The sequence below is a fragment of the Pseudomonas sp. R4-35-07 genome (assembly GCF_003852235.1).
Classification (GTDB): Bacteria; Pseudomonadota; Gammaproteobacteria; order Pseudomonadales; family Pseudomonadaceae; genus Aquipseudomonas.
On sequence record NZ_CP027732.1, the window covers coordinates 4932620 to 4958787 of the forward strand.

The window sequence follows — 26168 nt, forward strand, 5'->3', positions numbered from 1 at the left end:
TCAAACCTTAGTGGTCAGCTGCAGGGCCGCCGATCGGGGCTTCAGGACGCTCATTCTGCACCACTGGCGGAGTGCCCGAGGTACCCGAACCACCTTCCCAATCGCGCGGCTCCCGAGGTGTACGACCGGCCATGATGTCGTCGATCTGATCGGCATCAATGGTCTCGTACTTCATCAGCGCATCTGCCATCGCGTCCAGCTTGTCGCGATTGTCGGTGAGGATCTGCCTGGCCGTGCCGTAGCACTGGTCAATGATGCTGCGCACCTCGGAGTCGATCAGCTTGGCTGTCTCACCCGAGAAACTGGCGCTTTGACCGCCACCGCCACGTCCCAGGAATACCTCGCCTTCTTCCTCGGCATACATCAATGGACCGAGTTTTTCCGACAAGCCCCACTTGGTCACCATGTTCCGTGCGATCTGGCTGGCACGCATGATGTCGTTGGAAGCGCCGGTAGTCACCCCGTCGAAGCCCAGGGTCATTTCTTCCGCAATTCGACCGCCGTACAGCGAGCAGATCTGGCTGATCAGGGCGCGCTTGGAGAGGCTGTAACGATCCTCTTCCGGCAGGAACATCGTCACACCCAACGCACGACCGCGTGGAATGATCGACACCTTGTAGACCGGGTCATGCTCAGGCACAACGCGGCCAACAATGGCGTGACCTGCCTCGTGATAGGCGGTGTTCTGTTTTTCTTTCTCGGACATGACCATGGATTTGCGCTCAGCGCCCATCATGATCTTGTCCTTGGCCAACTCGAACTCTTTCATTTCAACGATGCGCTTGCCGGTGCGGGCCGCGAACAACGAAGCCTCGTTCACCAGGTTGGCAAGGTCGGCACCGGAGAAGCCTGGCGTACCACGGGCAATCACGCCCGGAGCCACGTCGTCGCCCATCGGCACTTTGCGCATGTGGACTTTAAGGATCTGCTCGCGACCACGGATATCCGGCAAGCCCACGACCACCTGACGGTCGAAACGGCCTGGACGCAGCAGCGCAGGGTCCAATACGTCCGGACGGTTGGTTGCGGCGATGACGATAATGCCGTCATTCATCTCGAAACCATCCATCTCCACCAGCAACTGGTTGAGGGTCTGCTCACGTTCGTCATGACCGCCGCCCATGCCGGCGCCACGGTGGCGACCAACAGCGTCGATTTCGTCAATGAAGATGATGCATGGCGCGTGCTTTTTGGCCTGTTCGAACATATCGCGAACACGGCTGGCACCGACGCCGACGAACATCTCGACAAAGTCAGAACCGGAAATGGTGAAGAACGGCACCTTGGCTTCGCCGGCAATCGCCTTGGCCAGCAAGGTTTTACCGGTACCCGGCGGGCCGACCATCAGCACGCCGCGAGGAATACGCCCGCCCAGGCGCTGGAACTTGCCCGGATCGCGCAGGAACTCGACCAGTTCGCCCACTTCTTCCTTGGCTTCGTCGCAACCGGCGACATCCGCCAGGGTCGTTTTAACCTGGTCTTCCGAGAGCAGGCGTGCCTTGCTCTTGCCGAAGCTCATCGGCCCGCCCTTGCCTCCCGCACCACCTTGCATCTGGCGCATGAAGAACATGAACACGGCGATAATCACCAGGATCGGGAAGCTGGCTACCAGGAGCTGGGTCCAGATGCTCTGCTGCTCAGGCTGCTTGCCTTCCACGACGACCTTGTTGTCTACCAAGTCGCCGATCAGACCGTTGTCCTGAATGGCCGGACGAATGGTCTTGAAGCTGTCGCCATCGACACGCTTGCCGGTAATCACATAGCCATCAACCGCTACGCGCTCGACCTTTCCATCCTTAACTTGCTGGATGAAGTCGGAATAGTTGAGGGTCTGCGGCTCGTTAGGGCTGGAGAAGTTGTTCATCACTGTCACCAGGACAGCCGCGATGATCAACCACAGGATCAGATTCTTTGCCATATCGTTCAATTAACTACCCTCTGAAGCAAGCTCCGCTACTGGCGCGCGCTTCGCATGATATTCACCGGCCTAACTTACTACATTACCTACACCACTGGCAGGCGCCGTCTGTAACCCTTTGTGAAACTTTAACTACACAATATTCGTAAAGCTTCGTGACGAAAGCGACATAAAAAAACCTATCGCCCTCCTCGAATTCCTCAAAAACGCTCTTCGCTCGCCGCGCCTTCCACACCGCGAAAGCCGCGGCAGAGCAGGTATTGCTCACGGGACCTGTCCCGGGAAGAGTCAGGTTTACGCGTTTGAACCTTGTCAAACAGCTTGCGGATGTTCTTGTGGTACTCGTCAAACCCTTCGCCCTGGAAGACCTTGACCAGAAAATCACCACCCGGACGCAACACCCGTCCAGCCAGATCCAGTGCCAATTCGCACAGGAACATGGCGCGCGGCATATCAACAGCCGGTAATCCACTCATATTGGGGGCCATGTCGGAAATCACAAGGTCTACCTGCGAATTTCCGACGGCCTCGAGGATCTGCGCGAGCACGGCGTCCTGAGTGAAGTCCCCATGAACAAAGGTCACATCCGGGATGCTGTCCATTTCCAGGATGTCGGAAGCGATCAAGCGGCCCTGCCCACCAATCAGACGACTGGTCACCTGGGACCAGCCACCGGGAGCAGCCCCCAAGTCGATAACGCTCATGCCAGGCCGGATCAGTTTGTCCTTGTCCTGGATCTCCAGCAGCTTGTAACTGGCCCGGGAACGGTAGCCGTCCTTCTGCGCCTTTTTGACGTAAGGATCGTTGAAATGTTCTTGTAGCCACTTAAGGCTGGTTTTGGAACGGGCCACGGGCCACCTCGAAAATAAAACGGGTCGTGATTAACTGGGCGGTCCCGGACTCGCTCGGGTAAACTGGCCGCCGCTTTTTACAAGATCAGACGCAGGGGTCAGATTATGCCGCTCACTCAAGAGCAGAAGAAACAGTACAAATCCATTGGCCACCATTTGAAACCAGTTCTGATTGTGGCAGACAACGGTTTGACTGAAGGTGTGTTAGCCGAGTTCGAACGCGCACTCAATGATCATGAACTGATCAAGATCAAGGTCAACATCCTTGATCGCGAAGCGCGCCTGGCCGCCATTGCAGAACTGTGCAAGGTTGGCAAAGCGGACCTGGTTCAGGTTATCGGCAAGATGGCGCTGCTGCATCGCAAGAACTTCAACGTCAACAAGCAATTGTCGAACGTTCATCGCTTCAAATGATGACAAGGGTCAAGGGCGTGCTTCGCGCGCCCCGCCACTCCATCCCGGCGCAGGCTGTATCGCCAGCACCAAGCCAGAAAACCCTAGCACAAGATAGCTGAACAACTGCCAGCGCAACGCTTGCGGCAGCCACACATGCACAATGCAATACATTGCGCACGCATACAGTGCCATCAACAGCAGTTGGCCGCGAATATCCCGCCACAAACTCCCCAAGCCTTCAGCCTTGACCAGCACCAACGCCTGGAGCGTCACGCATGCTGCGGCAAAACTCACCAGCAACGTAGTCAGCAAGCCGTCGATCTCATCGATCAGCAAGGGTGCCAGGCCTATTAAACCCAGCGCCGGCAACACGCCAATATGCAACAACCATAGGCCACCCACCCAAAGCATCTGGGAAAGTTGCCACAGCATGGCGCCCGCACGAAGCGGGCGCCGTCCTTCAGATGTGACGAACTTCGACAATCTCGTACTCGATCACGCCGCTCGGCGTTTTTACGGCAACCACGTCGCCTTCTTCCTTGGCGATCAGGGCGCGGGCCAGCGGCGAACCAACAGAGATCTTGCCGAGTTTGAAGTCAGCCTCGTCTTCGCCCACGATTTGGTAGACAACGCGCTCATCCGTCTCGACGTTGGCGATTTCCACCGTGGTGCCGAAAATCACCTTGCCGGTGTGCGGGATGGTCGTGACGTCGATGATCACCGCATTCTGCATGCGGCCTTCGATGTCACGGATCCGCGCCTCGACCATACCCTGCTGCTCGCGAGCAGCGTGATATTCGGCGTTTTCCTTCAAGTCACCCAGTTCGCGGGCCGTACCGATGTCCTGGCTCAGCTTTGGACGTACGACCTTGGTCAGGTGGGCGTGCTCCTCTTCCAGGGCCTTGGCGCCCTGGACGGTCATTGGATATTTGATCATGCCTTCAATCCTGCGTGTAGATCCTGCAAGCGACGCACGGTCTTTTCCGGACCGAACTTGAGCGCTTCGCAGATGGCTTCGCCTGCAGCAATGGTGGTGGTGCAGTAGATCTTGTGCTGCAAGGCATTACGGCGAATGGAGTAGGAGTCGGCGATCGACTGGCGACCTTCGGTGGTGTTGATGATCAGCGTGACTTCGTCATTCTTGATCATGTCGACCACGTGCGGACGGCCTTCGGTCACCTTGTTCACGCGGCGCACTTTCAGGCCGGCAGCCTCGATCAGCTTGGCGGTCCCGGCGGTAGCCACGACTTCAAAGCCCAAGTTGATCAGATCACGGGCTACACCCGCAACCAGTGGCTTGTCGTCATCACGCACGCTGATGAACGCAGTACCGCCGGTCGGCAGCACTTCGCTGGCGCCCATCTGAGCCTTGGCGAACGCTTCGCCGAAGGTGTCACCCACGCCCATCACTTCACCGGTGGACTTCATCTCTGGGCCGAGGATCGGGTCCACGCCAGGGAACTTGGCGAATGGGAACACCGCCTCTTTCACGCTGTAGAAGTTCGGAATGATTTCCTTGGTGAAGCCGATTTCCTTCAATGTCTTACCGGCCATTACGCGGGCAGCGATCATAGCCAGGGAAACACCGATACACTTGGAAACGAACGGCACGGTACGCGAAGCGCGCGGGTTGACTTCGATGACGTAGATGTCTTCGCCTTGCAGCGCCAACTGTACGTTCATCAGGCCGACCACACCCAGTTCCAGGGCCATTTTCTTGACCTGTTCGCGCATCTCGTCCTGGATATGCGCAGGCAACGAGTAAGGCGGCAGCGAGCAGGCGGAGTCACCGGAATGAACGCCAGCCTGTTCAATGTGCTGCATGATCGCGCCGATCACCACATCAGTGCCGTCACAAACCGCATCTACGTCCATTTCGATGGCGCAGTTGAGGAAGTGGTCGAGCAGCACAGGGCTGTCGTTGGACACTTTCACCGCGTCACGCAGGTAGCGCTTGAGTTCGTCTTCTTCGTAGACGATCTCCATGGCACGGCCGCCCAGTACGTAGGACGGACGCACCACCAGCGGGTAGCCGATCTTGCTGGCTGCGCGGATGGCTTCGTCTTCGCTGCGCACGGTGGCGTTCGGCGGCTGGCGCAGGTTCAGGCGCTCGACCATTTGCTGGAAGCGCTCGCGGTCTTCAGCTCGGTCGATGGCGTCCGGGCTGGTACCGATGATCGGCACGCCAGCCGCTTCCAGGGCACGCGCCAGTTTCAACGGGGTTTGCCCGCCGTACTGGACGATTACGCCTTTTGGCTTCTCGACGCGGCAGATTTCCAATACGTCTTCCAGTGTTACCGGCTCGAAATACAGGCGGTCGGAAGTGTCGTAGTCAGTGGAAACAGTTTCCGGGTTGCAGTTGACCATGATGGTCTCGTACCCGTCTTCGCGCAGTGCAAGGGCGGCGTGTACGCAGCAATAGTCGAACTCGATGCCCTGGCCGATACGGTTCGGACCACCACCGAGGATGATGATCTTGTCGCGGTCCGACGGCGCGGCTTCGCACTCTTCCTCATAGGTGGAGTACATGTACGCCGTGTCGGTGGCGAACTCGGCTGCGCAGGTGTCAACGCGCTTGTAGACCGGGAAGATATCCAGCTTGTGGCGATGGGTACGCAGGTTCTTCTCGGTCACACCCAGCAGCTTGGCCAGGCGTTGGTCGGAGAAGCCTTTGCGCTTGAGGCGGAACATCAGGTCGCGGTCGATCGACGAAAGACCGAGGGTCTTGACCTTCTCTTCTTCCTTGATCAGGTCTTCGATCTGCACCAGGAACCACGGGTCGATCATGTTCATGCCGAAGATATCTTCGACGCTCAGGCCGGCGCGGAAAGCGTCAGCCACGTACCAGATACGCTCGGCGCCCGGCACGGTCAGCTCGCGCTTGAGGATGCTCATGCTTTCCGGGTTGCTCAGGTCGAGCTTTTCGTCCAGGCCGCAAACACCGACTTCCAGGCCGCGCAGGGCTTTCTGCAGGGATTCCTGGAACGTGCGGCCGATTGCCATGACTTCACCGACAGACTTCATCTGGGTGGTCAGGCGCGCATCAGCCTTGGGGAATTTTTCGAAGGCAAAGCGCGGCAGCTTGGTCACAACGTAGTCGATAGACGGCTCGAAAGAGGCCGGCATGGCGCCGCCCGTGATTTCGTTTTGCAGCTCGTCCAGGGTGTAACCGATCGCCAGCTTGGCAGCGATACGCGCAATCGGGAAACCGGTCGCTTTCGAGGCCAGCGCCGACGAGCGCGATACACGCGGGTTCATCTCGATCACGACCATGCGGCCTGTGTCCGGGCAGATGCCGAACTGAACGTTGGAACCACCGGTTTCAACGCCGATCTCACGCAATACCGCCAACGAGGCGTTACGCATGATCTGGTATTCCTTGTCCGTCAAGGTCTGCGCTGGAGCCACGGTGATCGAGTCACCGGTATGCACGCCCATCGGGTCGAAGTTTTCGATGGAGCAGACGATGATGCAGTTGTCCTTCTTATCGCGGACAACCTCCATCTCGTATTCTTTCCAGCCGATCAGGGATTCGTCGATCAGCAGCTCTTTGGTCGGCGACAGGTCCAGGCCACGAGCGCAGATTTCTTCGAACTCTTCACGGTTGTAGGCAATGCCGCCACCGGTGCCGCCCATGGTGAAGGACGGACGGATAATGCACGGAAAGCCGAGCTTTTCGAGAACAGCGTTGGCCTCTTCCATGCTGTGGGCGATACCGGAGCGCGGGCAATCAAGGCCGATGGACTTCATCGCCTTGTCGAAACGCGAACGGTCTTCAGCCTTGTCGATGGTGTCGGCGTTGGCACCGATCATCTCTACGCCGAACTTTTCCAGGACGCCTTCGCGCTCCAGGTCCAGGGCGCAGTTCAGTGCAGTCTGGCCGCCCATGGTCGGCAACAGCGCGTCCGGACGCTCTTTCTCGATGATCTTGGCCACGGTCTGCCATTTGATCGGTTCGATGTAGGTGGCGTCGGCCATGGCCGGGTCGGTCATGATGGTGGCCGGGTTGGAGTTCACCAGGATGACGCGGTAGCCCTCCTCGCGCAGGGCTTTACAGGCCTGGGCGCCGGAGTAGTCGAATTCGCAGGCCTGGCCGATCACGATCGGGCCAGCGCCGAGAATCAGGATGCTTTTTATGTCTGTACGTTTTGGCATGGGTTTGTCACTCAAATCCGCAGGTCAGTCGGCAAGCCGTCTTGAACAATCCTTGAAGAGCCTGCGGGGGCCACCGAAGTCAGGGGCCGCCCGCACGCCGCTCAGTCAGCGTCGCTTGGCCATCTCATTGATGAAACGGTCGAACAGCGGCGCTACGTCGTTCGGGCCCGGGCTGGCTTCAGGGTGGCCCTGGAAGCTGAACGCGCTCTTGTCGGTGCGCTCGATGCCTTGCAGGGAGCCGTCGAACAGCGACTTGTGAATGGCGCGCACGTTAGCCGGCAAGGTCGCTTCATCCACCGCAAAACCGTGGTTCTGGCTGGTGATCATTACAACGCCAGTATCCAGGTCTTGCACCGGGTGGTTGGCGCCGTGGTGGCCGTGCCCCATTTTCAGGGTCTTGGCGCCGGAAGCCAGGGCCAGCAACTGGTGGCCCAGGCAGATGCCGAATACCGGGATCTCGGTTTCCAGCACTTCCTTGATCGCCTGGATGGCGTAGTCGCATGGCTCGGGGTCGCCTGGGCCGTTGGACAGGAACACACCGTCCGGCTGCAGGGCGAGCACTTCACTGGCCGGGGTTTGTGCAGGCACCACGGTTACGCGGCAGCCCCGTGCAACCAGCATGCGCAGGATGTTGTATTTGACGCCGTAGTCGTAGGCAACCACATGGTATGGAAGCTCGGCCGCGTCGATGGTCGCGTGACTGTCGGTCTTCAGGTCCCAAACAGTGGAGCGCCATTCGTACTGCTCTTTGACGCTGACGACTTTCGCCAGGTCCATGCCCTTCAGGCCAGGGAACCCTTGCGCCGCGGCAATCGCCGCCTCTTCGGAAATATTGTCACCGACCATGATGCAGCCATTCTGCGAGCCTTTTTCACGCAGGATGCGCGTGAGGCGGCGCGTATCGATACCGGCGATCGCCACCACGTTGTTGGCTTTCAGGTAATCGGACAGCGACATCGTGTTACGCCAGTTGCTCGCCACCAGAGGCAGGTCACGAATCACCAGACCTGCCGACCAGACACGATCAGACTCGACGTCTTCCGGTGTAGTACCGGTGTTGCCGATGTGCGGATAGGTCAGGGTGACGATCTGTTGGGCGTAGGAAGGATCGGTAAGGATTTCCTGATAGCCGGTCATGGCAGTGTTAAACACCACCTCTCCAACGGTTTGACCGTCGGCTCCAATGGCTTCGCCGCGAAAAATGCTGCCATCAGCAAGGGCGAGTATGGCTGGCTTAGTCAAGAAGACCTCCCGTAAATAAAGCCTGAAAGGGCGATCGCAGGTTGTAAAAAAGCGGAGTGACGTATGGACACGTCACCCCGCTTCTTCACCGAATAATTCTGCGCGCTTTTAGTGGACACACTAAAGCTGTAGCTTACAGAAAAAGGCTTTTTGGGTCCACCGCTAATGAGCCTTAAAGGCAGGAGAATGCGACAGGGCGTCGCCTAGCGGGTAAAAACGGGGCCTAAGCATAAGCTTGAGGCCCTGTTTAAGCTACTGATTAGTGCAGGTCGAGCACGTCGCGCATGTCGTACAGCCCAGGCTCGCGCCCCTCCAGCCAAAGCGCAGCACGTACCGCACCCTTGGCGAACGTCATGCGGCTGGACGCCTTGTGCGTGATCTCAAGGCGCTCGCCCTCAGTGGCGAACAGCACAGTGTGATCACCCACCACATCACCACCGCGCACTGTCGCAAACCCAATGGTGTCGCGCGCGCGGGCACCGGTGTGCCCCTCGCGGCCATACACCGCCACTTTCGACAGGTCACGCCCCAATGCATCGGCGATAGCCTCGCCCATGCGCAAAGCAGTCCCGGACGGGGCATCGATCTTGTGACGATGATGGGTTTCGATAATCTCGATATCCGCCTCATCACCCAATACGCGAGCGGCCATGTCCAGCAACTTGAGGGAAAGGTTCACCCCCACGCTGAAGTTCGCAGCGAAGACCACAGGGATATCCTTGCCCGCCTCTACCAGCAATTGCTTCTGCTCAGCCGTCAAACCGGTGGTACCGATGACCATCGCCTTGCCTGCCTTACGACAGAACGCCAAGTTTTTCAGCATCACCTCCGGCAGCGTGAAATCGATCAATACGTCGAACTCGTCAGCCACCTGCTCCAGGTTGCCGGACAACGAAACGCCGATACGGCCCAGCGAGGCCAACTCACCGGCATCCGCACCGATCAACGTGCTGCCCGGGCGAACGATCGCCGCGGTCAGCCCGGACGCCGGCGAGCGCTGCTGCACCGCTTCGACCAGCGTCTTGCCCATGCGCCCGGCAGCGCCCATTACGGCTATACGTCGCATACTCAATTCCTTACAGATCGCCGAAGAAGCGCTTCACGCCATCGAAAAAGCCCGTGGTTTTTGGCGAGTGGGAGTCATCACCCGCTAACGAACTGCGGAACTCTTCAAGCAGCTCGCGCTGACGGCGATTCAAATTGACGGGCGTTTCTACCGCCACACGACACATCAAGTCGCCCGCCCCACCACCGCGCACTGGCGCAACGCCTTTGCCACGGATGCGGAACTGCTTGCCGGTCTGCGTGCCCTCAGGGATCTTGAGCTTGACCCGCCCATCGAGGGTCGGAATTTCCAGCTCGCCACCCAGGGCCGCATCCACAAAGCTGATCGGCACTTCACAGAACAGATGCTTGCCATCGCGCTGGAAGATCGAGTGCTCGCGCACATTGATGACCACGTACAGGTCGCCCGTGGGCCCACCCTGGGCACCCGCCTCCCCCTCGCCCGACAGACGAATGCGGTCGCCGGTATCCACGCCCGCCGGCACCTTCACCGACAGCGTCTTGTACTCTTCGACACGGCCTTCGCCATGGCAGGAGTCGCACGGATCGGAGATGATCTTGCCCTGGCCATGGCAGCGCGGGCAGGTTTGCTGCACCGAGAAGAAGCCCTGCTGCATACGCACCTGACCGATGCCACCGCATGTCGGGCAGGTGATGGGCGAAGAGCCTTTCTTTGCACCCGAACCGTCGCACGGCTTGCAGTTGACCAGCGTCGGTACACGGATATTGACGCTGGTGCCGCGCACGGCCTCTTCCAGGTTCAGCTCCAAGGTGTAGCGCAAGTCGCTGCCACGCTGGGCACCGCCACGCTGGCCGCCACGGCCACCGCCGAAGAAATCACTGAACACATCGCCGAAAATATCGGAGAAGTTCTGCCCACCAAAACCGGCACCGCCGCCGCCCATGCTTGGGTCGACACCGGCATGCCCATACTGGTCGTAGGCTGCACGCTTGTTCGGATCAGACAGACATTCGTAGGCCTCATTGGCCTCTTTGAACATTTCTTCGGATTCTTTGCTATCCGGATTACGGTCCGGGTGGTGCTTCATTGCCAGGCGGCGGTAAGCCTTTTTCAGGTCCGCGTCGGCGCAGCCACGCTCCACACCCAATACTTCGTAATAGTCACGCTTTGCCATAAGTCTTTGCACTCTTAAGGACGTTCAGCCAGACCCTCCTGAGCCTCGCCAAACTCGTTGAGCCCCAATGCAGGCCCGGACCCAACTCACGTCAATTCAACGATCCTGGTCATTACTACTCTTTAGCCGGCCACCCGACTAAAAACGCGGCATTTACTGCTCGGAAAGCAGGAGCATTCCCGATCACACCGCCAGCATCCGAACGCTGTCGCATACTGTAAAAATTTGCATACCCCAGACACGCCAACGCGGGAGCAAGCTCCCGCGCGGCGACATCCTACCAGTCACCGCTTGTGAGCGGTCAACCGGGCGACCAAGTTACTTCTGGTCTTTGACTTCTTCGAACTCGGCATCGACCACATCGTCGTGCTTGGCTTCAGGCTCTGCTTGTTGTGCAGCACCCTCGGCCGACTGGCCTTGCTCGGCGTACATTTTCTGAGCCACTGGCGCGGACACCTTCGACAGCTCCTCAACCTTGGCTTCGATAGCGGCCTTGTCGTCGCCTTTGATAGCGGCTTCCAGGGCAACCACGGCAGCTTCGATTGCAGCTTTCTCTTCAGCGGTCACTTTGTCGCCAGCGTCAGCGACCATTTTGCGCGTCGAGTGAACCAGCGCATCACCCTGGTTACGGGCGCCAGCCAGCTCAGCAAACTTGGCATCCGCATCGGCGTTGGCTTCAGCATCACGAATCATCTGTTGAATTTCTTCATCAGACAGACCGGAGTTGGCCTTGATGGTGATCTTCTGCTCTTTGCCGGTAGCCTTGTCTTTCGCACCAACGTGCAGAATACCGTTGGCGTCGATGTCGAAGGTTACTTCGATCTGCGGCACACCACGTGGAGCTGGTGGAATCTCGGCCAGGTCGAATTTACCCAGGGATTTGTTCTGCGCAGCTTGCTTACGCTCGCCTTGCAGCACGTGAATGGTCACGGCGCCCTGGTTGTCATCGGCAGTCGAGAACACCTGGGATTTCTTGGTAGGAATCGTGGTGTTTTTCTCGATCAGCGCAGTCATCACGCCACCCATGGTTTCGATACCCAGGGTCAGCGGGCTGACGTCCAGCAGCAGCACGTCTTTCACGTCACCGGCCAATACCGCGCCCTGGATGGCAGCACCCATGGCAACCGCTTCGTCCGGGTTCACGTCTTTACGTGCTTCTTTACCGAAGAACTCGGTGACTTTCTGCTGTACCAGCGGCATACGCGTCTGGCCACCGACCAGGATCACGTCGTTGATGGAACCAACGTCGATACCGGCGTCTTTCAGCGCAATGCGGCAAGGTTCGATGGTGCGCTGAACCAAGTCTTCAACCAGCGCTTCCAACTTGGCGCGAGAGATCTTCACGTTCAAGTGTTTAGGGCCGGTAGCGTCTGCGGTGATGTACGGCAGGTTCACGTCGGTGGACATGCTCGACGACAGTTCGATCTTGGCTTTCTCAGCAGCTTCTTTCAGGCGCTGCATCGCCAGCGGGTCACCCTTGAGGTTCATACCGCTTTCTTTCTTGAATTCGTCAACGAGGTAGTCGATCAGACGGATGTCGAAGTCTTCACCACCCAGGAAGGTGTCGCCGTTGGTGGCCAACACTTCGAACTGGTGCTCGCCGTCAACTTCAGCGATTTCGATGACCGAAACGTCGAACGTACCGCCACCCAGGTCATAAACGATCACAGTGTGGTCGCCTTTGGCCTTGTCCATACCGTAAGCCAGGGCAGCTGCGGTAGGTTCGTTGATGATACGTTTTACGTCCAGGCCCGCGATGCGGCCGGCGTCTTTGGTCGCCTGGCGCTGGCTGTCGTTGAAGTAGGCCGGAACGGTGATCACCGCTTCGGTCACGGTTTCACCCAGGTAGTCTTCGGCAGTCTTCTTCATCTTTTTCAAGACTTCAGCCGAGATCTGCGGCGCAGACATCTTGTTGCCATTTACTTCAACCCAGGCGTCACCGTTGTCAGCCTTGGCGATTTTGTAAGGCACCATCTTGATATCTTTCTGTACGACTTCTTCGTCGAATTTACGACCGATCAGACGTTTTACCGCGTACAGAGTGTTGTGCGGGTTGGTAACAGCCTGACGCTTGGCCGACTGACCGACCAGGATCTCGCCGTCGTTGGCGTAAGCGATGATCGACGGCGTGGTACGCGCGCCTTCAGCGTTTTCGATAACCTTGGCTTTGCCGTTTTCCATGACCGAGACGCACGAGTTGGTGGTCCCCAGGTCGATACCGATAATTTTGCCCATGATTCACTCTCCCGAAACTTGAATTTGGATGCCGCAGCAGTTGTGGCTAACTGCGGTAGCACTTAAACGCTTGACTTATAAATGGGGGCCTTGCGGCGGATTTCAAGCCTGCTCATCAATAGAAGGCGAAACGGGTGCAGGCGCCTTGCTCACCACGACCATCGCCGGGCGCAACAAGCGGCCATTGAGCAAGTAACCCTTCTGGAACACTTTCAATACGCTGTTAGGCTCGAGGTCATGACTTTCCTGCATCGCCATTGCCTGGTGGTGCTCCGCGTTGAACGGCTCACCGCCTTGCGGATCGATGGCTTCCAGCTGATAACGCTTCAGGGTGTCCTGGAACATTTTCAGGGTCAGTTCGATCCCTTCGCGCATAGGGCGAATGTTTTCGTCGTCCGGGTTGGACAATTCAAGGCCACGCTCCAGGCTGTCAATAATCGGCAGCAGGTCGTTGGCGAATTTTTCCAACGCGAATTTGTGAGCCTTTTCTACGTCCTGCTCGGCACGACGGCGGACGTTCTGCAGATCGGCGGCAACACGCAACGACTGATCCTGCGCTGCGGCCAGCTGCTCTTCGAGCACTTGCACACGAGCTCCCAGTTCATCACCGGCAGCCGAATTGGCGTCTGGCGTTTGCGTATCCTGCGTCTGTTCGTCAGCCATAGATTTCTCCTTTCAAAATCATGCGCGAACTCAACTCGCGCTTCTGTTCCGGTATATGGGGCCACAATTTTCAGGTTCAAGGGCGCAGGCGTTACCAAAAGTCTTTCGCATGACTTGGATCATTTCCTGCCTCTACATTCCTAATCGCGCTAAAAAATCACATCGATCAAGGAAATCGAGCTAAGCGTCAGGATTGTCAGCCCAGAACAAAACACTGTATAAATAACCAGACCTAAAGCCTGGGAGCGACCTTCATGCTCGTGCACCTGTCCGTACATAACTACGCCATCGTTGAACATCTGGATCTCGAACTGGATCGCGGCATGAGTGTAATCACAGGCGAGACCGGCGCCGGCAAGTCGATCATGCTCGACGCCCTGGGCCTGACACTCGGCGACCGCGCCGACAGCGGCGTGGTGCGCCCCGGCGCCGACAAGGCCGATATTCTGGCCACCTTCGACCTGGTGGACATTCCCGAAGCCGAGGCCTGGCTGGCCGAGCGCGACCTCAATAATGAAGGGCCGTGCATTCTGCGCCGGGTGATCACCGCCGAAGGACGCTCACGCGGTTACATCAATGGTACGCCCTGCCCTCTTGGCGACCTCAAAGCCCTGGGCGAATTGCTGATCGATATTCACAGCCAGCATGAGCACCAATCCCTGCTTAAAACCGACACCCATCGCCGCTTGCTCGACGAGTACGCCGGCGCCACCGAACTTGCCCGTCAGGTTCACCTGGCCGCTCAACGCTGGCGGCAGACGCGCCAGGAACTGGAACGCCTTTCCAATTCCGGCGACGAGCAACGCGCTCGCCACCAACTGCTCAGCTATCAACTCGAAGAGCTGGAAAGCCTGGGCCTGGGCGAGACCGAACTGGAGCAGCTTGAGCAGGAACACAAGAACCTGACCAACGCCGAAACACTGCTGGGTATCTGTCGCCAGGTGATCGAGCAATGCAGCGAAAGCGATTCCGGCAATGTGCTTAACGCACTGACGGCGAGCCTCAATCGGCTGTCCAGCGTGAATAACGCATCCAGCTCACTGAGTGAAGCCACCACATTGTTGACCAGTGCGCAGATCCAGGTGGAGGAAGCGGTCGGCGAGCTGAATCGCTTTCTGGATCATTTCGATGCCGACCCGGCGCGCCTGCAGGAAATAGAAGAGCGCCTGGACACCATCTACACCCTGGCGCGCAAGCATCGAATCCAGCCAACCGAAGTGGCGGCGATGCAGCAAAAACTGCTGGATGAAATCGAAACCCTGAACGCGAACGACGAGTCCATTGAACGCCTCGGCGAAGAACTCGCCTCCTTCGCTCGCCATTACCAGGAAAAGGCTCGCGAGCTGAGCGACCTTCGCCAGCAGGCCGCCACCCGCCTGGCCGGTGCCGTGGAACAGGAAATCCAGCGCCTGGGCATGCCCGGTGGCCGTTTCACCATCCAGTTGAACGCCAACACCAGCAATGAGCTGCAACCCCATGGCCTGGAACAGGTGGAGTTGCTGGTCAGCGCCAACCCGGGGCAACCGCTCAAAGCCCTGGCAAAGGTCGCCTCCGGCGGCGAGCTTTCACGGATCAGCCTGGCCATCCAGGTCATCACCGCGCAAACCTCGCGCGTACCGACACTGGTGTTCGATGAAGTGGACGTAGGCATTGGCGGGCCGACTGCAGAGATTGTTGGCCAGTTGTTGCGACGCCTGGGGGATCGAGGCCAGGTGCTTACGGTGACCCACTTACCGCAAGTGGCAGCCCAAGGGCATCAGCATTTGTTCGTGCATAAGGTGCGAGGCAGCGACGCGACGCGCACGGCCGTGTCCAAACTGAACAAGTCGGAGCGCGTGGAAGAAGTGGCGCGGATGCTTGGCGGTATTGATTTGACCAAGGAGTCTCTGGCTCATGCGAAGAAAATGGTCGTCGCCGCGAAGGCTTGAGGCGAGCATTTTGCTTCTTATATAAAGCACGAAGGCGACCCTAGGGTCGCCTTCAATCGTTTCGCAGAGCAACTCTGCGTCGATTTTTACTTTTTCTTACGGATGTACAGCACCAGATTATGGTCGACCAAATCGAAGCCATGCTCCTCAGCGATCTTATGCTGCAGCGCTTCGATCTCAGGGCTGGTGAACTCGATTACCTCATTGGTATCCAGGTCAACCATATGGTCGTGATGCCCGCCGTCGGCCAACTCAAACACTGCATGACCGCCGTCGAAATTATGACGAACCACCAGCCCTGCGGCTTCAAACTGGGTCAGGACACGGTAAACCGTGGCCAGGCCGACGTCTTCATTAGACTCCATCAGCGCCTTGTAAACGTCCTCGGCACTCATGTGGCGCTGCTCAGCAGAATCGAGCATTTGTAGAATCTTGACTCGGGGCAGAGTCACTTTGAGACCGGCTTTGCGTAGTTCGCTATTTTCAACCATGGTTAGCTTTCTCGCGGATGCTGCTTCGCAGCTTCTCTTAATACGGGTATGATCGGCGTTTACGTTGTCCCAGCCAAGATAGTGGAAGTCGCCCACCGATGCAAAACACCAAGCTCTTGCTAACCAGTTTCACCTTTGTGGGACTGCTCGCACTCGCCGGTTGTTCATTCCCCGGGGTTTACAAAATCGACATCCAGCAGGGCAATGTCGTCACGCAGGACATGATAGACCAGTTACGCCCGGGAATGACCCGACGGCAAGTACGGTTTATCATGGGCAATCCCCTGCTGACCGACACTTTCCATGCCGATCGCTGGGATTATCTCTACAGCCTCCAGCCTGGCGGCGGTGAGCGCCAGCAGGAGCGTGTCAGTGTCATCTTCAATGGCAATGACCAGCTTGTCAGCCTGTCCGGTGACTTCATGCCCGGCGTAAGCCGCGATGAAGCGCTGATGGGCAAGGACAGCGGTACCAGCGTGACCGCCCCTGCACAGGAAGCCGAGAAGCCGAAATCCGAGGTGCCGGCCAAGCCAGGCTCCTTGCTGGACCAGATCCAGAAAGACGTCGATGGCGTGGAAACCGTGCCAGTCCCGACGCCACAGCCTCTGGACACCAGCCCGCAGTAACAAGGCGACACTCAACAAAAAGCCCGGCATGCCGGGCTTTTTGTTGCTTGCTGATTTATGAGCTTTGCTGCCTGGCCTTCGCCGCTTTGGCCGCACGCTGCCTGCGCACTTCCTTGGGATCTGCCAGCAACGGCCGGTAGATCTCAATTCGATCACCTGGCTGCACCACACGCGTATCAGCGTCGGCAACCACCTTACCGAAGATTCCCAACGGGCATTCAGCCAGTTCCAACTGCGGGAATTGCTCAGCAATCCTCGACACGTGCACCGCCGCCCTCAGGCTTGTGCCCTCCGGCACCGCCACCGCCAGTAACACTTGGCGCTCAATGGCGGCATGCACCACTTCAATGTCAATCATGCAGCTGCTTGGCTCGCTGGCAGAATGCATCCACCAGCGTATTCGCCGCTTGGTTGAATAAAGGTCCCAACGTCGCCCGGACAATAGGCCCGGCGTAATCGAACGACAGATCCAGGCTGATCTTGCAGGCCTTGTCCGTCAGCGCCTTGAATACCCATACCCCATGCAACTGAGTGAACGGCCCCTCCTGCAGATTCATCTCAATGGATTTTCCAGGTACCAGCACATTGCGCGTAACAAAATGCTGACTAAGCCCACCCTTGGCTACGCCGACGCTGGCCACCATGTACTCATCACCGCCCTCCAAAACCTCGGCAGTCGAGCACCACGGCAGGAATTCCGGGTAACGCGCCACGTCGTTGACCAGGTCATAGAGCGCCTGCGCGGGATAGGGCAACAGGGCCGAACGTTGAATATGCGTCGTCATGTGAGCGTTATTTCCACAGCTGAGCGGGCAAACATCGCGAAAGAACAGCCAGATCCGCGAGAGAAAAAAACCAAAGAACTGCCGGCATTGTCCGGGATTCATCGAACACGCTCAAGCACGCAGGTTGACCGTAGCCGACTCGCTCGCAACTCCCTATAATGCCGCCCCTATGGCTAAACAAAAGAAACACCCCACAGGGACCATCGCGCAAAATAAAAAAGCGCGACACGATTACTTCATCGAACATCGGTTCGAGGCTGGTCTGGTCCTGGCCGGCTGGGAAGTAAAGAGTCTGCGTGCCAGCAAGCTGCAGCTGGTCGACAGCTATGTGCTGCTCAAGGATGGCGAGGCATGGCTGCTTGGCAGTCATATAACCCCGCTGACCACCGCGAGCACCCACGTGATTGCCGACCCGGTGCGCACGCGCAAGCTGCTGCTCAACGCCCGCGAGCTGGAAAAACTCGCTGCGGCAGTGCAACAGAAAGGCTACGCCTGCATCTGCTTGTCCTGGTACTGGAGCAAGCACCTGGTCAAGTGCGAGATTGCGCTGGGCAAGGGCAAGAAGGAATACGACAAACGCGATACCGAACGCGAGCGCGACTCCAATCGCGAATTGCATCGCGCGGTGCGCAACAAGGGCAAGGAAGAATAACCTTGTGACCCTGTAGCTTCGGGCAACTCGCCCGAAGCTACATGCCTTTACGTCGCTCCGCCCGGGCTACGCGCTGAACTTCCTGACGCACCTCCTCCAGCACTTCCTGCACATACAGCAGGTGACGTGTTGAAATTTCGCGCGCCTGCTCGGCCCGCCCTTCGATAATTGCCAAATACAGATCGCGGTGCTGACTGATCAGCATGTCGCGGGTTTCGGTGCGTTGCTGATACATGCCGCCAATGTTGGTCACCACGTTACGCTTGAGCAGATCGAACAGCCCACGAATGGTATGCAGCAACACAGCGTTATGGCTCGCTTCCGCAATGGCCAGATGAAACCGCGCATCTGCGGCGCCCTCCTCCACTCGACTCACCTCATCGGCCCGCGCATAACAATCCTGCAACGCTTCGAAAGCCGCCGTCAGCCGCTCACGATCAACTTCCGTTGCTCGTAATGCCGCGTAATACGCGCAAGAAGCTTCCAGTGTCTGGCGAAACTCCAACAGGTCCCGTTGAGCTTCAGGGTTGTTTTCCAACAGATTCAACAGAGGATCGCTAAAGGTCGACCCCAAGGATTCCACGACATAGTTGCCACCGCCCTGACGGCTGACCAGCAACCCTTTGGCCGCCAGCTTCTGGATCGCTTCTCGCAGCGATGGCCGTGACACGCCAAATTGCTCAGCCAAAGCACGTTCGGCCGGCAAGCGCTCGCCCGACTTCAACGTGCCCTCAAGGATCATGCCCTCGAGCTGCGCGACGATATCGTCAGACAAACGGCGCTGACGCACCTGATCAAACCCCATAACCCACTCTCCACCATCCCGACCACTCGCCGGGGCTTCTATTCTGGCCTATCGCCGCGCTCGCGGCACCTATCAGAACGCCTTCGATTCACCCCATCAGAACAACCACGCCCGGCTGTACGACCAAAGTTTCGCGGGCGGCAAATTGACACACCCCCAACAAGCCTCTTAATCTAGCCCACAGCGGTTGTAAATTGGTATTACCAATTACCCAAGCCATACAAACAACAACAATCAGGGGCCACCCCATATGCAAACCTGGCAACAGCTCTACAGCCCTCTCGGCAGTCTCGGTGTATCCGCACTGGCCGCCGTTATTCCCATCATATTTTTCTTCCTGGCCCTGGCCGTGTTCCGTCTCAAGGGGCACGTGGCCGGCAGCATCACCCTCGTGCTGTCGATCCTGGTCGCCATCTTCGCCTTCCAGATGCCGGTAGACATGGCCCTGGCCGCCGCCGGCTACGGCTTTGCCTATGGTTTGTGGCCGATTGCGTGGATCATCGTAGCCGCAGTATTTCTCTACAAGTTGACGGTCAAGAGCGGTCAGTTCGAAGTGATCCGTAGCTCGGTCCTGTCGATTACCGACGATCAACGTTTGCAGGTACTGCTGATCGGCTTCTGCTTCGGCGCGTTCCTCGAAGGTGCGGCCGGTTTCGGTGCGCCCGTGGCAATCACTGCCGCGCTGCTGGTCGGTCTGGGTTTCAACCCGCTCTACGCCGCCGGCCTGTGCCTGATTGCCAACACCGCCCCAGTCGCTTTTGGCGCGCTGGGCATCCCGATCATCGTTGCAGGGCAAGTCACCGGCATCGACGCGTTCAAGATCGGTGCCATGACCGGCCGCCAACTGCCGCTGCTCTCGTTGTTCGTGCCCTTCTGGCTGGTGTTCATGATGGACGGCCTGCGCGGCGTTCGCGAAACCTGGCCCGCAGCCCTGGTGGCGGGCCTGAGCTTCGCCGTCACCCAATATTTCACATCCAACTTCATCGGCCCGGAACTGCCGGACATCACCTCGGCATTGGCCAGCCTGATCGCCCTGACCCTATTCCTGAAAGTCTGGCAGCCCAAGCGCAGCGCCGGCGCGCAGATCGCCGGTGCCACCTCGAGCACGGCGATTACCGCCAGCGCTGGCGGCTTCGGTTTGCCGCGCAACACGGTTGTTTCGCCGTACAGCCTGGGGCAGATTTTCAAGGCATGGTCGCCGTTCCTGATCCTCACCGTGCTGGTCACCATCTGGACACTCAAACCCTTCAAAGCGATGTTCGCCGCAGGTGGCTCGATGTACAGCTGGGTCTTCAACGTTGCGATCCCGCACCTGGACCAACTGGTGATCAAGGTCGCACCGATTGTAACGAACCCCACCGCCATCCCGGCCGTATTCAAGCTGGACCCGATCTCAGCTACCGGTACCGCGATTTTCTTTTCTGCGCTGATCTCGATGGCAGTCCTGAAAATAGACTTCAAAACTGGTCTTACCACTTTAAAAGAAACCTTCTACGAGCTGCGCTGGCCAATCCTGTCTATCGGCATGGTGCTGGCCTTCGCCTTTGTCACCAACTACTCGGGCATGTCCTCCACCATGGCCTTGGTCCTGGCCGGCACCGGCGCAGCCTTCCCCTTCTTCTCGCCTTTCCTCGGCTGGCTTGGGGTTTTTCTGACAGGCTCGGACACCTCGTCCAACGCACTGTTCAGCTCGTTGCAAGCCACCACCGCGCACCAGATCGGCGTTAACGACACTTTACTGGTAGCGGCCAATACCAGTGGTGGCGTGACCGGTAAAATGATTTCGCCGCAATCGATCGCCGTGGCCTGTGCGGCGACCGGCCTGGTGGGCAAGGAATCCGACCTGTTCCGCTTCACCCTCAAGCACAGCCTGTTTTTTGCCACCCTCGTCGGGTTGATCACCTTGGCGCAGGCATATTGGTTCACCGGTATGCTGGTGCACTGAGACCTGCACGCAATAGGGTAAAAACCGACGCCGGACAACGGTTCCGGCGTCAGCTATTTCTGGAGGACCGATGAGCCTGCCTGCAGCATTCCTGAGCGACGTCGCACAGCTGATTCCGAAGGATCGGCGTTTCGACGATCCACTTTCCACCCTCGCCTTCGGCACCGATGCCAGCTTTTACCGATTGATCCCACAGTTGGTGATTCGGGTTGAGTCGGAAGACGAAGTCGTTACGCTGCTGCAACTGGCCCAGCGCGACCGCGTCCCCGTGACCTTCCGCGCGGCGGGCACCAGCTTGTCCGGCCAGGCCATCAGCGACTCGGTGCTGATCGTGCTGGGGGAGCAGTGGAATGACCGCGAAATACGCGGACATGGCACGCAGATCCGCCTGCAACCGGGCGTAATCGGCGCCCAGGCCAATGCCTGGCTTGCGCCCTTCGGGCGCAAGATCGGGCCGGACCCGGCGTCGATCAATGCCTGCAAAATTGGCGGCATCGTCGCTAACAACGCCAGTGGCATGTGCTGCGGTACGGCACAAAATACCTACCACACCCTGGCCGGTATGCGTCTGGTGTTGGCCGACGGCAGCCGCCTGGACACCGAAGACTCTGCCAGCGTCCAAGCCTTCCGCCAGACCCACGGCACGCTGCTCGAACGCCTGGCAACACTGGGCCGCGAAACGCGGGCAAATGCCGAACTTTGCGCAAAGATTCGCCACAAATACCGTCTGAAAAATACCACTGGCCTGTCGCTCAATGCCCTGGTGGATTTCGATGACCCGTTGGACATCCTCAGCCATCTGCTGGTGGGCTCCGAGGGCACGCTGGGGTTTATCAGCGCGGTGACCTACGACACGGTGATCGATCACCCGAACAAAGCCTCGGCGCTGATCGTGTTCCCGGATGTCGAGACCTGCTGCAACGCGGTAACCGTGCTGAAAACCCAACCGGTCTCGGCGGTTGAACTGCTGGACCGGCGCAGCCTGCGCTCGGTACAGGACAAACCGGGTATGCCTGCGTTCGTACAGCATCTGTCGGACAATGCCTGCGCGCTGTTGATCGAATCCCGCGCCGCCTCCCCTTCATTACTGCATGAACACATGGCGCTGATCATGGCCTCCCTCGCCTCGTTTCCGGTGGAGAAGCAGGTCGACTTCACCGAGGACCCGCTGGAAAACGCCCGGCTCTGGGCGATCCGCAAAGACACTTTTCCCGCCGTGGGCGCCGTGCGCAAAACCGGTACGACCGTCATCATAGAAGACGTCACCTTCCCGGTCGAACAACTGGCGATTGGCGTTAACCGTTTGATCGAACTGTTCGACAAGCATCACTACGACGAGGCCATCCTTTTCGGACACGCGCTGGAAGGCAATCTGCATTTCGTCTTCACTCAAGGCTTCAACAGCGCGGAAGAAATCGCACGCTATCAGGCGTTCATGGACGACGTTGCACAGCTGGTGGCGGTTGAATTCGGCGGCTCGCTGAAAGCCGAACACGGCACCGGTCGCAACATGGCGCCGTTTGTCGAGCTGGAATGGGGCAGCGATGCCTATCAACTGATGTGGCAGCTCAAGCGCCTGCTCGACCCCAACGGCATCCTTAACCCGGATGTGGTGCTCAGCGATGACCCGCAGATTCATCTCAAGCACCTCAAGCCCCTGCCCGCAGCCGACGAGCTTGTGGATAAGTGCATCGAATGCGGCTTCTGCGAGCCGGTGTGCCCGTCCAAAGGCCTGACCTTGAGCCCGCGCCAGCGCATTGTGATCTGGCGCGATATCCAGGCCAAACAACGCGCCGGCGTCGACACCACCGAATTGGAAGCCGCCTACCACTACCAAGGCATCGACACCTGCGCCGCCACCGGGCTCTGCGCCCAACGCTGCCCTGTAGGCATCAATACCGGCGACCTGGTGAAAAAGCTGCGCAGCCGCGACGCCGACCGTACGAAAACCGCCGAATGGCTCGCCACCCATTTCGCCACCGCACTGCAAGGCGCGCGCTTTACCCTGCACGTCGCCAACGGCGCACGCATGCTGCTGGGAGCGCCGCGCCTGGCGAAGTTATCGGCCACCGTCACCCGGCTGTCCAAGGGACAGGTTCCACAATGGACCAACGCCATGCCGCAACCGGAAAAAGCCATTCGCTTCAGCCCGGCCGTTACCGACGAGCGACCACGGGTGGTGTACCTGGCGGCGTGCGTCTCACGCGCCATGGGCCCGGCGGCGGGGGATAAAGAGCAAATGTCGCTGTACGACAAAACCCGTGGCCTGCTGGAAAAAGCCGGTTACCAAGTGGTCTTTCCCGACCATCAGGACAACCTGTGCTGCGGCCAACCCTTCGCCTCCAAGGGTTATGCCGAACAGGCCGAACACAAGCGCCAGGAACTGATCGGCGCCCTGCTCCACGCCAGCCGTGGCGGCCTCGACCCGATCTATTGCGACACCAGCCCGTGCACCCTGCGCCTGATGCAAGACCTGGGCGAGACACGCCTGGACCTCTACGACCCGGTACGCTTTATCCGCACCCACCTGATGGACCGCCTCGACTTCACGCCGCAGGAGGCGCCGATTGCCGTCCACGTGACCTGCAGCACCCAGCACCTGGGTGAAAGCCAGGCGCTGATCGACCTCGCCCGACGCTGCGCCAAAACCGTCGTCATCCCCGAAGGCATCCACTGCTGCGGTTTTGCCGGCGACAAAGGCTTTACCACGCCAGAACTCAACGCCCACGCACTGCGCACCCTCAAGGACGCGGTGCAACAGTGCAGCGAAGGCATCTCCACCAGCCGCACCTGCGAGATCGGCCTGAGCCAGCACGGCGGCATTGATTATCACGGTTTGGTGTACCTCGTAGACCGCGTGACCCAGGCCCGCGCCCATTAGGCCTGCAAAAAAACCGAACCCCTACGCGCCGGCGTAGTCATCTGCATAGGCCTCGACAAACGAGGCTCATCCGTGATGTCGCTGGCAGGCCCCCAACGCCAGCAGCGTCGAGCCCCAATTGTGCAAGGAGATACCCTATGAAGCGTTCCGCTCTTGCTGGCTTGTTCATTACCGCTGCGATGCTGGCATCCCCTGTTTTTGCGGCCGGTGAGCCTGACCTGTGCAAAATCAACCTGGACAAAATCAACAACGGTAAAGCGCTGCTCGCCACCGACACCAGTGGCAAAAGCGGCGAGATAGACACTGCGGTCTCCCAAGCCAAAGCGGCGCACGCTGCTGGTGATGACAAGAAGTGCATCGAAATCACCTCCAAGGCCCTGCAAGACCTGCAGAACGGCGACAAAGGCGGTCAGTAAGCGATAGGGCCGACCTTCGGGTTGGCCTTTCGTGAAGGTTTGGCGTACACTACACAAGCTTGTCATTCACTAGAAACAACGAGTTACAAGCACGGGGCCGTTTAGGATTCGACGCCGGTCGCGAAACTTTAGGTGCATGCCGAGTTGGTAACAGAACTCGTAAATCCACTGTTGCAACTTCTTATAGTTGCCAATGACGAAAACTACGGCCAGGAATTCGCTCTCGCTGCGTAAGCAGCCTTAGCCCTGAGCTTCTGGTACCTTCGGGTCCAGCAATCACCAGGGGATGTCTGTAAACCCAAAGTGATTGTCATATAGAACAGAATCGCCGTGCAGTACGTTGTGGACGAAGCGGCTAAAACTTACACAACTCGCCCAAAGCACCCTGCCCTTCGGGTCGCTGAGGGTTAACTTAATAGAAACGGCTACGCATGTAGTACCGACAGCGGAGTACTGGCGGACGGGGGTTCAAATCCCCCCGGCTCCACCATTTGATCAACTAAAGACGTCCATGGACGTCTTTTTTTGTGCCTTAAATCCAGTAAATACTAGGGTTTCAGCGCTTATGGGAGCTTTGGAGAGTTTCTGAATTCCAGCCGCTTTGGTATCCCAGGTGGTATCCCGGACTGCCAAATGCTATTTTCAGGATACCAAAACGGTGCTGGAGGTAGCCCTATGCCTACTAACGCAACCCGCCTCTCCGATCGCCAGCTCAAGGCAGTCAAGGCAACCGGTAAAGATTTCGTCCTCAGCGACGGTGATGGCTTACAGCTTCGAGTACGTGCGAGCGGCTCAATGATGTGGAATTTTAATTACCGCGAGCCCCTGACCAGAAGCCGTATCAATATGGCGCTTGGTCCATACCCCGACCTTTCGCTAGCCAACGCCCGAAAGAAAGCCGCAGAGGCGCGTGAGCTGCTCGCTTTAGGCACTGATCCCAAAACCCAGCGTGATGAGGTAAGGCAAGCCAAACTTGCTGAGACTGAACACACTTTCGAGAAGGTGGCCACCGCCTGGTTCGAGCTAAAGAAAGACTCCGTAACCAAAGCCTACGCCGAAGACATTTGGAGATCGCTGACACTCCATGTTTTCCCAAGCATGAAAACCACGCCGCTCTCTCAAATCACTGCTCCGATGGTTATTAAAATCCTTCGCCCAATCGAGGCCAAAGGGAGCCTCGAAACTGTGAAACGATTGAGTCAGCGACTCAACGAGATCATGACCTATGGGGTCAACTCCGGGCTGATATTTGCGAACCCCCTCAATGGCATTCGGGCGGTGTTCAAGAAACCCAAGAAAGAGAACATGGCTGCGCTACCACCTGAGGAGCTTCCCGAGCTCATGATGGAAATCGCGAATGCCAGCATCAAACGCACGACCCGCTGCCTGATCGAATGGCAGTTGCACACGATGACCCGCCCTGCCGAAGCAGCCACCACACGATGGGCAGATATCGACTTCGACAAACGCATTTGGACCATTCCGCCAGAGCGCATGAAAAAGCGTCGGCCGCACACAATCCCTCTTACCGATCAGGCACTTTCGTTACTGGAGACACTCAAGCAACTCAGCGGTAACAGAGAGTACGTGTTCCCCTCAGATAGAAACCCCCGCACCCATGCCAATAGCCAGACCGCCAACATGGCGTTGAAGCGCATGGGCTTTCAGGACCGTCTAGTCAGCCACGGCTTGCGCTCGATGGCGAGCACCATCCTGAATGAGCATGGCTGGGATCCGGAGCTGATCGAGGTCGCACTGGCGCATGTCGACAAGGACGAAGTTCGTAGCGCCTACAACCGGACGGATTACATCGAACGCCGGCGTCCGATGATGGCTTGGTGGAGTGAACATATCCAGAAGGCGGCCACCGGCAGCCTGTCGGCATCGGCCATCAATCAAACCAGAGATCGCAACGTCGTACCGATTCGCTGAACATCCAAAAGGTACGCGCCACCGACTACGATCCGTGTCGTGTAGT

General features: G+C 58.4%; 22 protein-coding genes and 1 other RNA gene. 9 read left to right on the forward strand and 14 right to left on the reverse strand.

Translation table 11 applies throughout. From position 1 onward, the window contains the following. Positions 1-7: 7 nt before the first annotated feature. On the reverse strand, positions 8-1918 hold the full coding sequence (ftsH, locus tag C4J89_RS22550) for an ATP-dependent zinc metalloprotease FtsH (RefSeq protein ID WP_124364440.1): 1911 nt from the start codon (positions 1916-1918) through the stop codon (positions 8-10). 200 nt (positions 1919-2118) lie between these two features. Next, positions 2119-2769, reverse strand: a complete 651-nt coding sequence (gene rlmE, locus C4J89_RS22555; RefSeq protein ID WP_032862906.1) for a 23S rRNA (uridine(2552)-2'-O)-methyltransferase RlmE — start codon at positions 2767-2769, stop codon at positions 2119-2121. A 105-nt stretch (positions 2770-2874) separates the two neighbouring features. On the opposite strand from rlmE, the gene C4J89_RS22560 reads away from it, so the two are divergent. Then, positions 2875-3183, forward strand: a complete 309-nt coding sequence (locus C4J89_RS22560) for a YhbY family RNA-binding protein (protein WP_124364441.1) — start codon at positions 2875-2877, stop codon at positions 3181-3183. A gap of 9 nt (positions 3184-3192) precedes the next feature. On the opposite strand, the gene C4J89_RS22565 is transcribed toward C4J89_RS22560, so the two are convergent. The 8 genes from C4J89_RS22565 to grpE all read right to left on the reverse strand — a co-directional run bounded on the left by C4J89_RS22565 (position 3193) and on the right by grpE (position 13661). After that, a complete protein-coding gene (locus C4J89_RS22565) occupies positions 3193-3597 on the reverse strand; it encodes an MFS transporter (RefSeq protein WP_124364442.1) in 405 nt (134 codons plus the stop codon). A gap of 28 nt (positions 3598-3625) precedes the next feature. Next, positions 3626-4102, reverse strand: a complete 477-nt coding sequence (greA, locus tag C4J89_RS22570) for a transcription elongation factor GreA (protein ID WP_124364443.1) — start codon at positions 4100-4102, stop codon at positions 3626-3628. Continuing rightward, the gene (gene carB, locus C4J89_RS22575) at positions 4099-7320 is read right to left on the reverse strand and encodes a carbamoyl-phosphate synthase large subunit (protein WP_124364444.1); all 3222 of its coding nucleotides are present in this window, start codon (positions 7318-7320) and stop codon (positions 4099-4101) included. Before carB ends, greA begins: the two co-directional genes overlap by 4 nt. A gap of 105 nt (positions 7321-7425) precedes the next feature. Further along, on the reverse strand, positions 7426-8562 hold the full coding sequence (carA, locus tag C4J89_RS22580; RefSeq protein ID WP_124415615.1) for a glutamine-hydrolyzing carbamoyl-phosphate synthase small subunit: 1137 nt from the start codon (positions 8560-8562) through the stop codon (positions 7426-7428). Between the two features lie 259 nt (positions 8563-8821). Then, positions 8822-9628, reverse strand: a complete 807-nt coding sequence (gene dapB, locus C4J89_RS22585; RefSeq protein ID WP_053137815.1) for a 4-hydroxy-tetrahydrodipicolinate reductase — start codon at positions 9626-9628, stop codon at positions 8822-8824. Between the two features lie 10 nt (positions 9629-9638). Then, entirely contained in the window at positions 9639-10763 is a 1125-nt protein-coding gene (gene dnaJ / locus C4J89_RS22590; protein WP_124364447.1) for a molecular chaperone DnaJ, read from the reverse strand. Positions 10764-11081: 318 nt separating this feature from the next. After that, positions 11082-12998 carry a molecular chaperone DnaK gene (gene dnaK, locus C4J89_RS22595; RefSeq protein WP_124415616.1) on the reverse strand — a complete coding sequence of 639 codons (1917 nt, stop codon included), beginning with the start codon at positions 12996-12998 and terminating at the stop codon, positions 11082-11084. A gap of 102 nt (positions 12999-13100) precedes the next feature. Next, complete coding sequence (gene grpE / locus C4J89_RS22600; protein WP_124415617.1) at positions 13101-13661, reverse strand: nucleotide exchange factor GrpE; 561 nt, start codon at positions 13659-13661, stop codon at positions 13101-13103. Between the two features lie 254 nt (positions 13662-13915). On the opposite strand from grpE, the gene recN reads away from it, so the two are divergent. Then, the gene (recN, locus tag C4J89_RS22605) at positions 13916-15589 is read left to right on the forward strand and encodes a DNA repair protein RecN (protein WP_124415618.1); all 1674 of its coding nucleotides are present in this window, start codon (positions 13916-13918) and stop codon (positions 15587-15589) included. An 86-nt stretch (positions 15590-15675) separates the two neighbouring features. Here recN and fur read toward each other — a convergent pair whose 3' ends face one another. Continuing rightward, positions 15676-16080: a ferric iron uptake transcriptional regulator gene (fur, locus tag C4J89_RS22610; protein ID WP_003194220.1), complete on the reverse strand. Its 405-nt coding sequence runs from the start codon at positions 16078-16080 to the stop codon at positions 15676-15678. A 98-nt stretch (positions 16081-16178) separates the two neighbouring features. Here fur and C4J89_RS22615 point away from each other — a divergent pair, with 98 nt between their 5' ends. Beyond that, complete coding sequence (locus C4J89_RS22615) at positions 16179-16706, forward strand: outer membrane protein assembly factor BamE (RefSeq protein ID WP_124364450.1); 528 nt, start codon at positions 16179-16181, stop codon at positions 16704-16706. Between the two features lie 55 nt (positions 16707-16761). On the opposite strand, the gene C4J89_RS22620 is transcribed toward C4J89_RS22615, so the two are convergent. Together C4J89_RS22620 and C4J89_RS22625 are read right to left on the reverse strand one after the other, a co-directional pair. After that, positions 16762-17064, reverse strand: a complete 303-nt coding sequence (locus C4J89_RS22620) for an RnfH family protein (RefSeq protein WP_124364451.1) — start codon at positions 17062-17064, stop codon at positions 16762-16764. Next, positions 17057-17491 carry a type II toxin-antitoxin system RatA family toxin gene (locus C4J89_RS22625; RefSeq protein ID WP_124364452.1) on the reverse strand — a complete coding sequence of 145 codons (435 nt, stop codon included), beginning with the start codon at positions 17489-17491 and terminating at the stop codon, positions 17057-17059. Before C4J89_RS22625 ends, C4J89_RS22620 begins: the two co-directional genes overlap by 8 nt. A gap of 169 nt (positions 17492-17660) precedes the next feature. On the opposite strand from C4J89_RS22625, the gene smpB reads away from it, so the two are divergent. After that, entirely contained in the window at positions 17661-18143 is a 483-nt protein-coding gene (smpB, locus tag C4J89_RS22630) for an SsrA-binding protein SmpB (RefSeq protein ID WP_003176160.1), read from the forward strand. A gap of 37 nt (positions 18144-18180) precedes the next feature. Here smpB and C4J89_RS22635 read toward each other — a convergent pair whose 3' ends face one another. Further along, on the reverse strand, positions 18181-18948 hold the full coding sequence (locus tag C4J89_RS22635; protein ID WP_124415619.1) for an FCD domain-containing protein: 768 nt from the start codon (positions 18946-18948) through the stop codon (positions 18181-18183). 250 nt (positions 18949-19198) lie between these two features. Here C4J89_RS22635 and C4J89_RS22640 point away from each other — a divergent pair, with 250 nt between their 5' ends. The 5 genes from C4J89_RS22640 (at position 19199) to C4J89_RS22660 (ending at position 26122) form a co-directional block, all read left to right on the forward strand. Further along, on the forward strand, positions 19199-20893 hold the full coding sequence (locus C4J89_RS22640; RefSeq protein ID WP_124415620.1) for a lactate permease LctP family transporter: 1695 nt from the start codon (positions 19199-19201) through the stop codon (positions 20891-20893). A gap of 70 nt (positions 20894-20963) precedes the next feature. Then, positions 20964-23774 (forward strand): FAD-binding and (Fe-S)-binding domain-containing protein, encoded by a 2811-nt coding sequence (locus C4J89_RS22645; RefSeq protein ID WP_124415621.1) that lies wholly within the window; start codon positions 20964-20966, stop codon positions 23772-23774. Between the two features lie 137 nt (positions 23775-23911). Beyond that, a complete protein-coding gene (locus tag C4J89_RS22650; RefSeq protein ID WP_124364456.1) occupies positions 23912-24190 on the forward strand; it encodes a hypothetical protein in 279 nt (92 codons plus the stop codon). A gap of 93 nt (positions 24191-24283) precedes the next feature. Continuing rightward, positions 24284-24680, forward strand: a transfer-messenger RNA (tmRNA) gene (gene ssrA / locus C4J89_RS22655). A 185-nt stretch (positions 24681-24865) separates the two neighbouring features. After that, positions 24866-26122: an integrase domain-containing protein gene (locus C4J89_RS22660; RefSeq protein ID WP_014719966.1), complete on the forward strand. Its 1257-nt coding sequence runs from the start codon at positions 24866-24868 to the stop codon at positions 26120-26122. Positions 26123-26168: the final 46 nt, after the last annotated feature.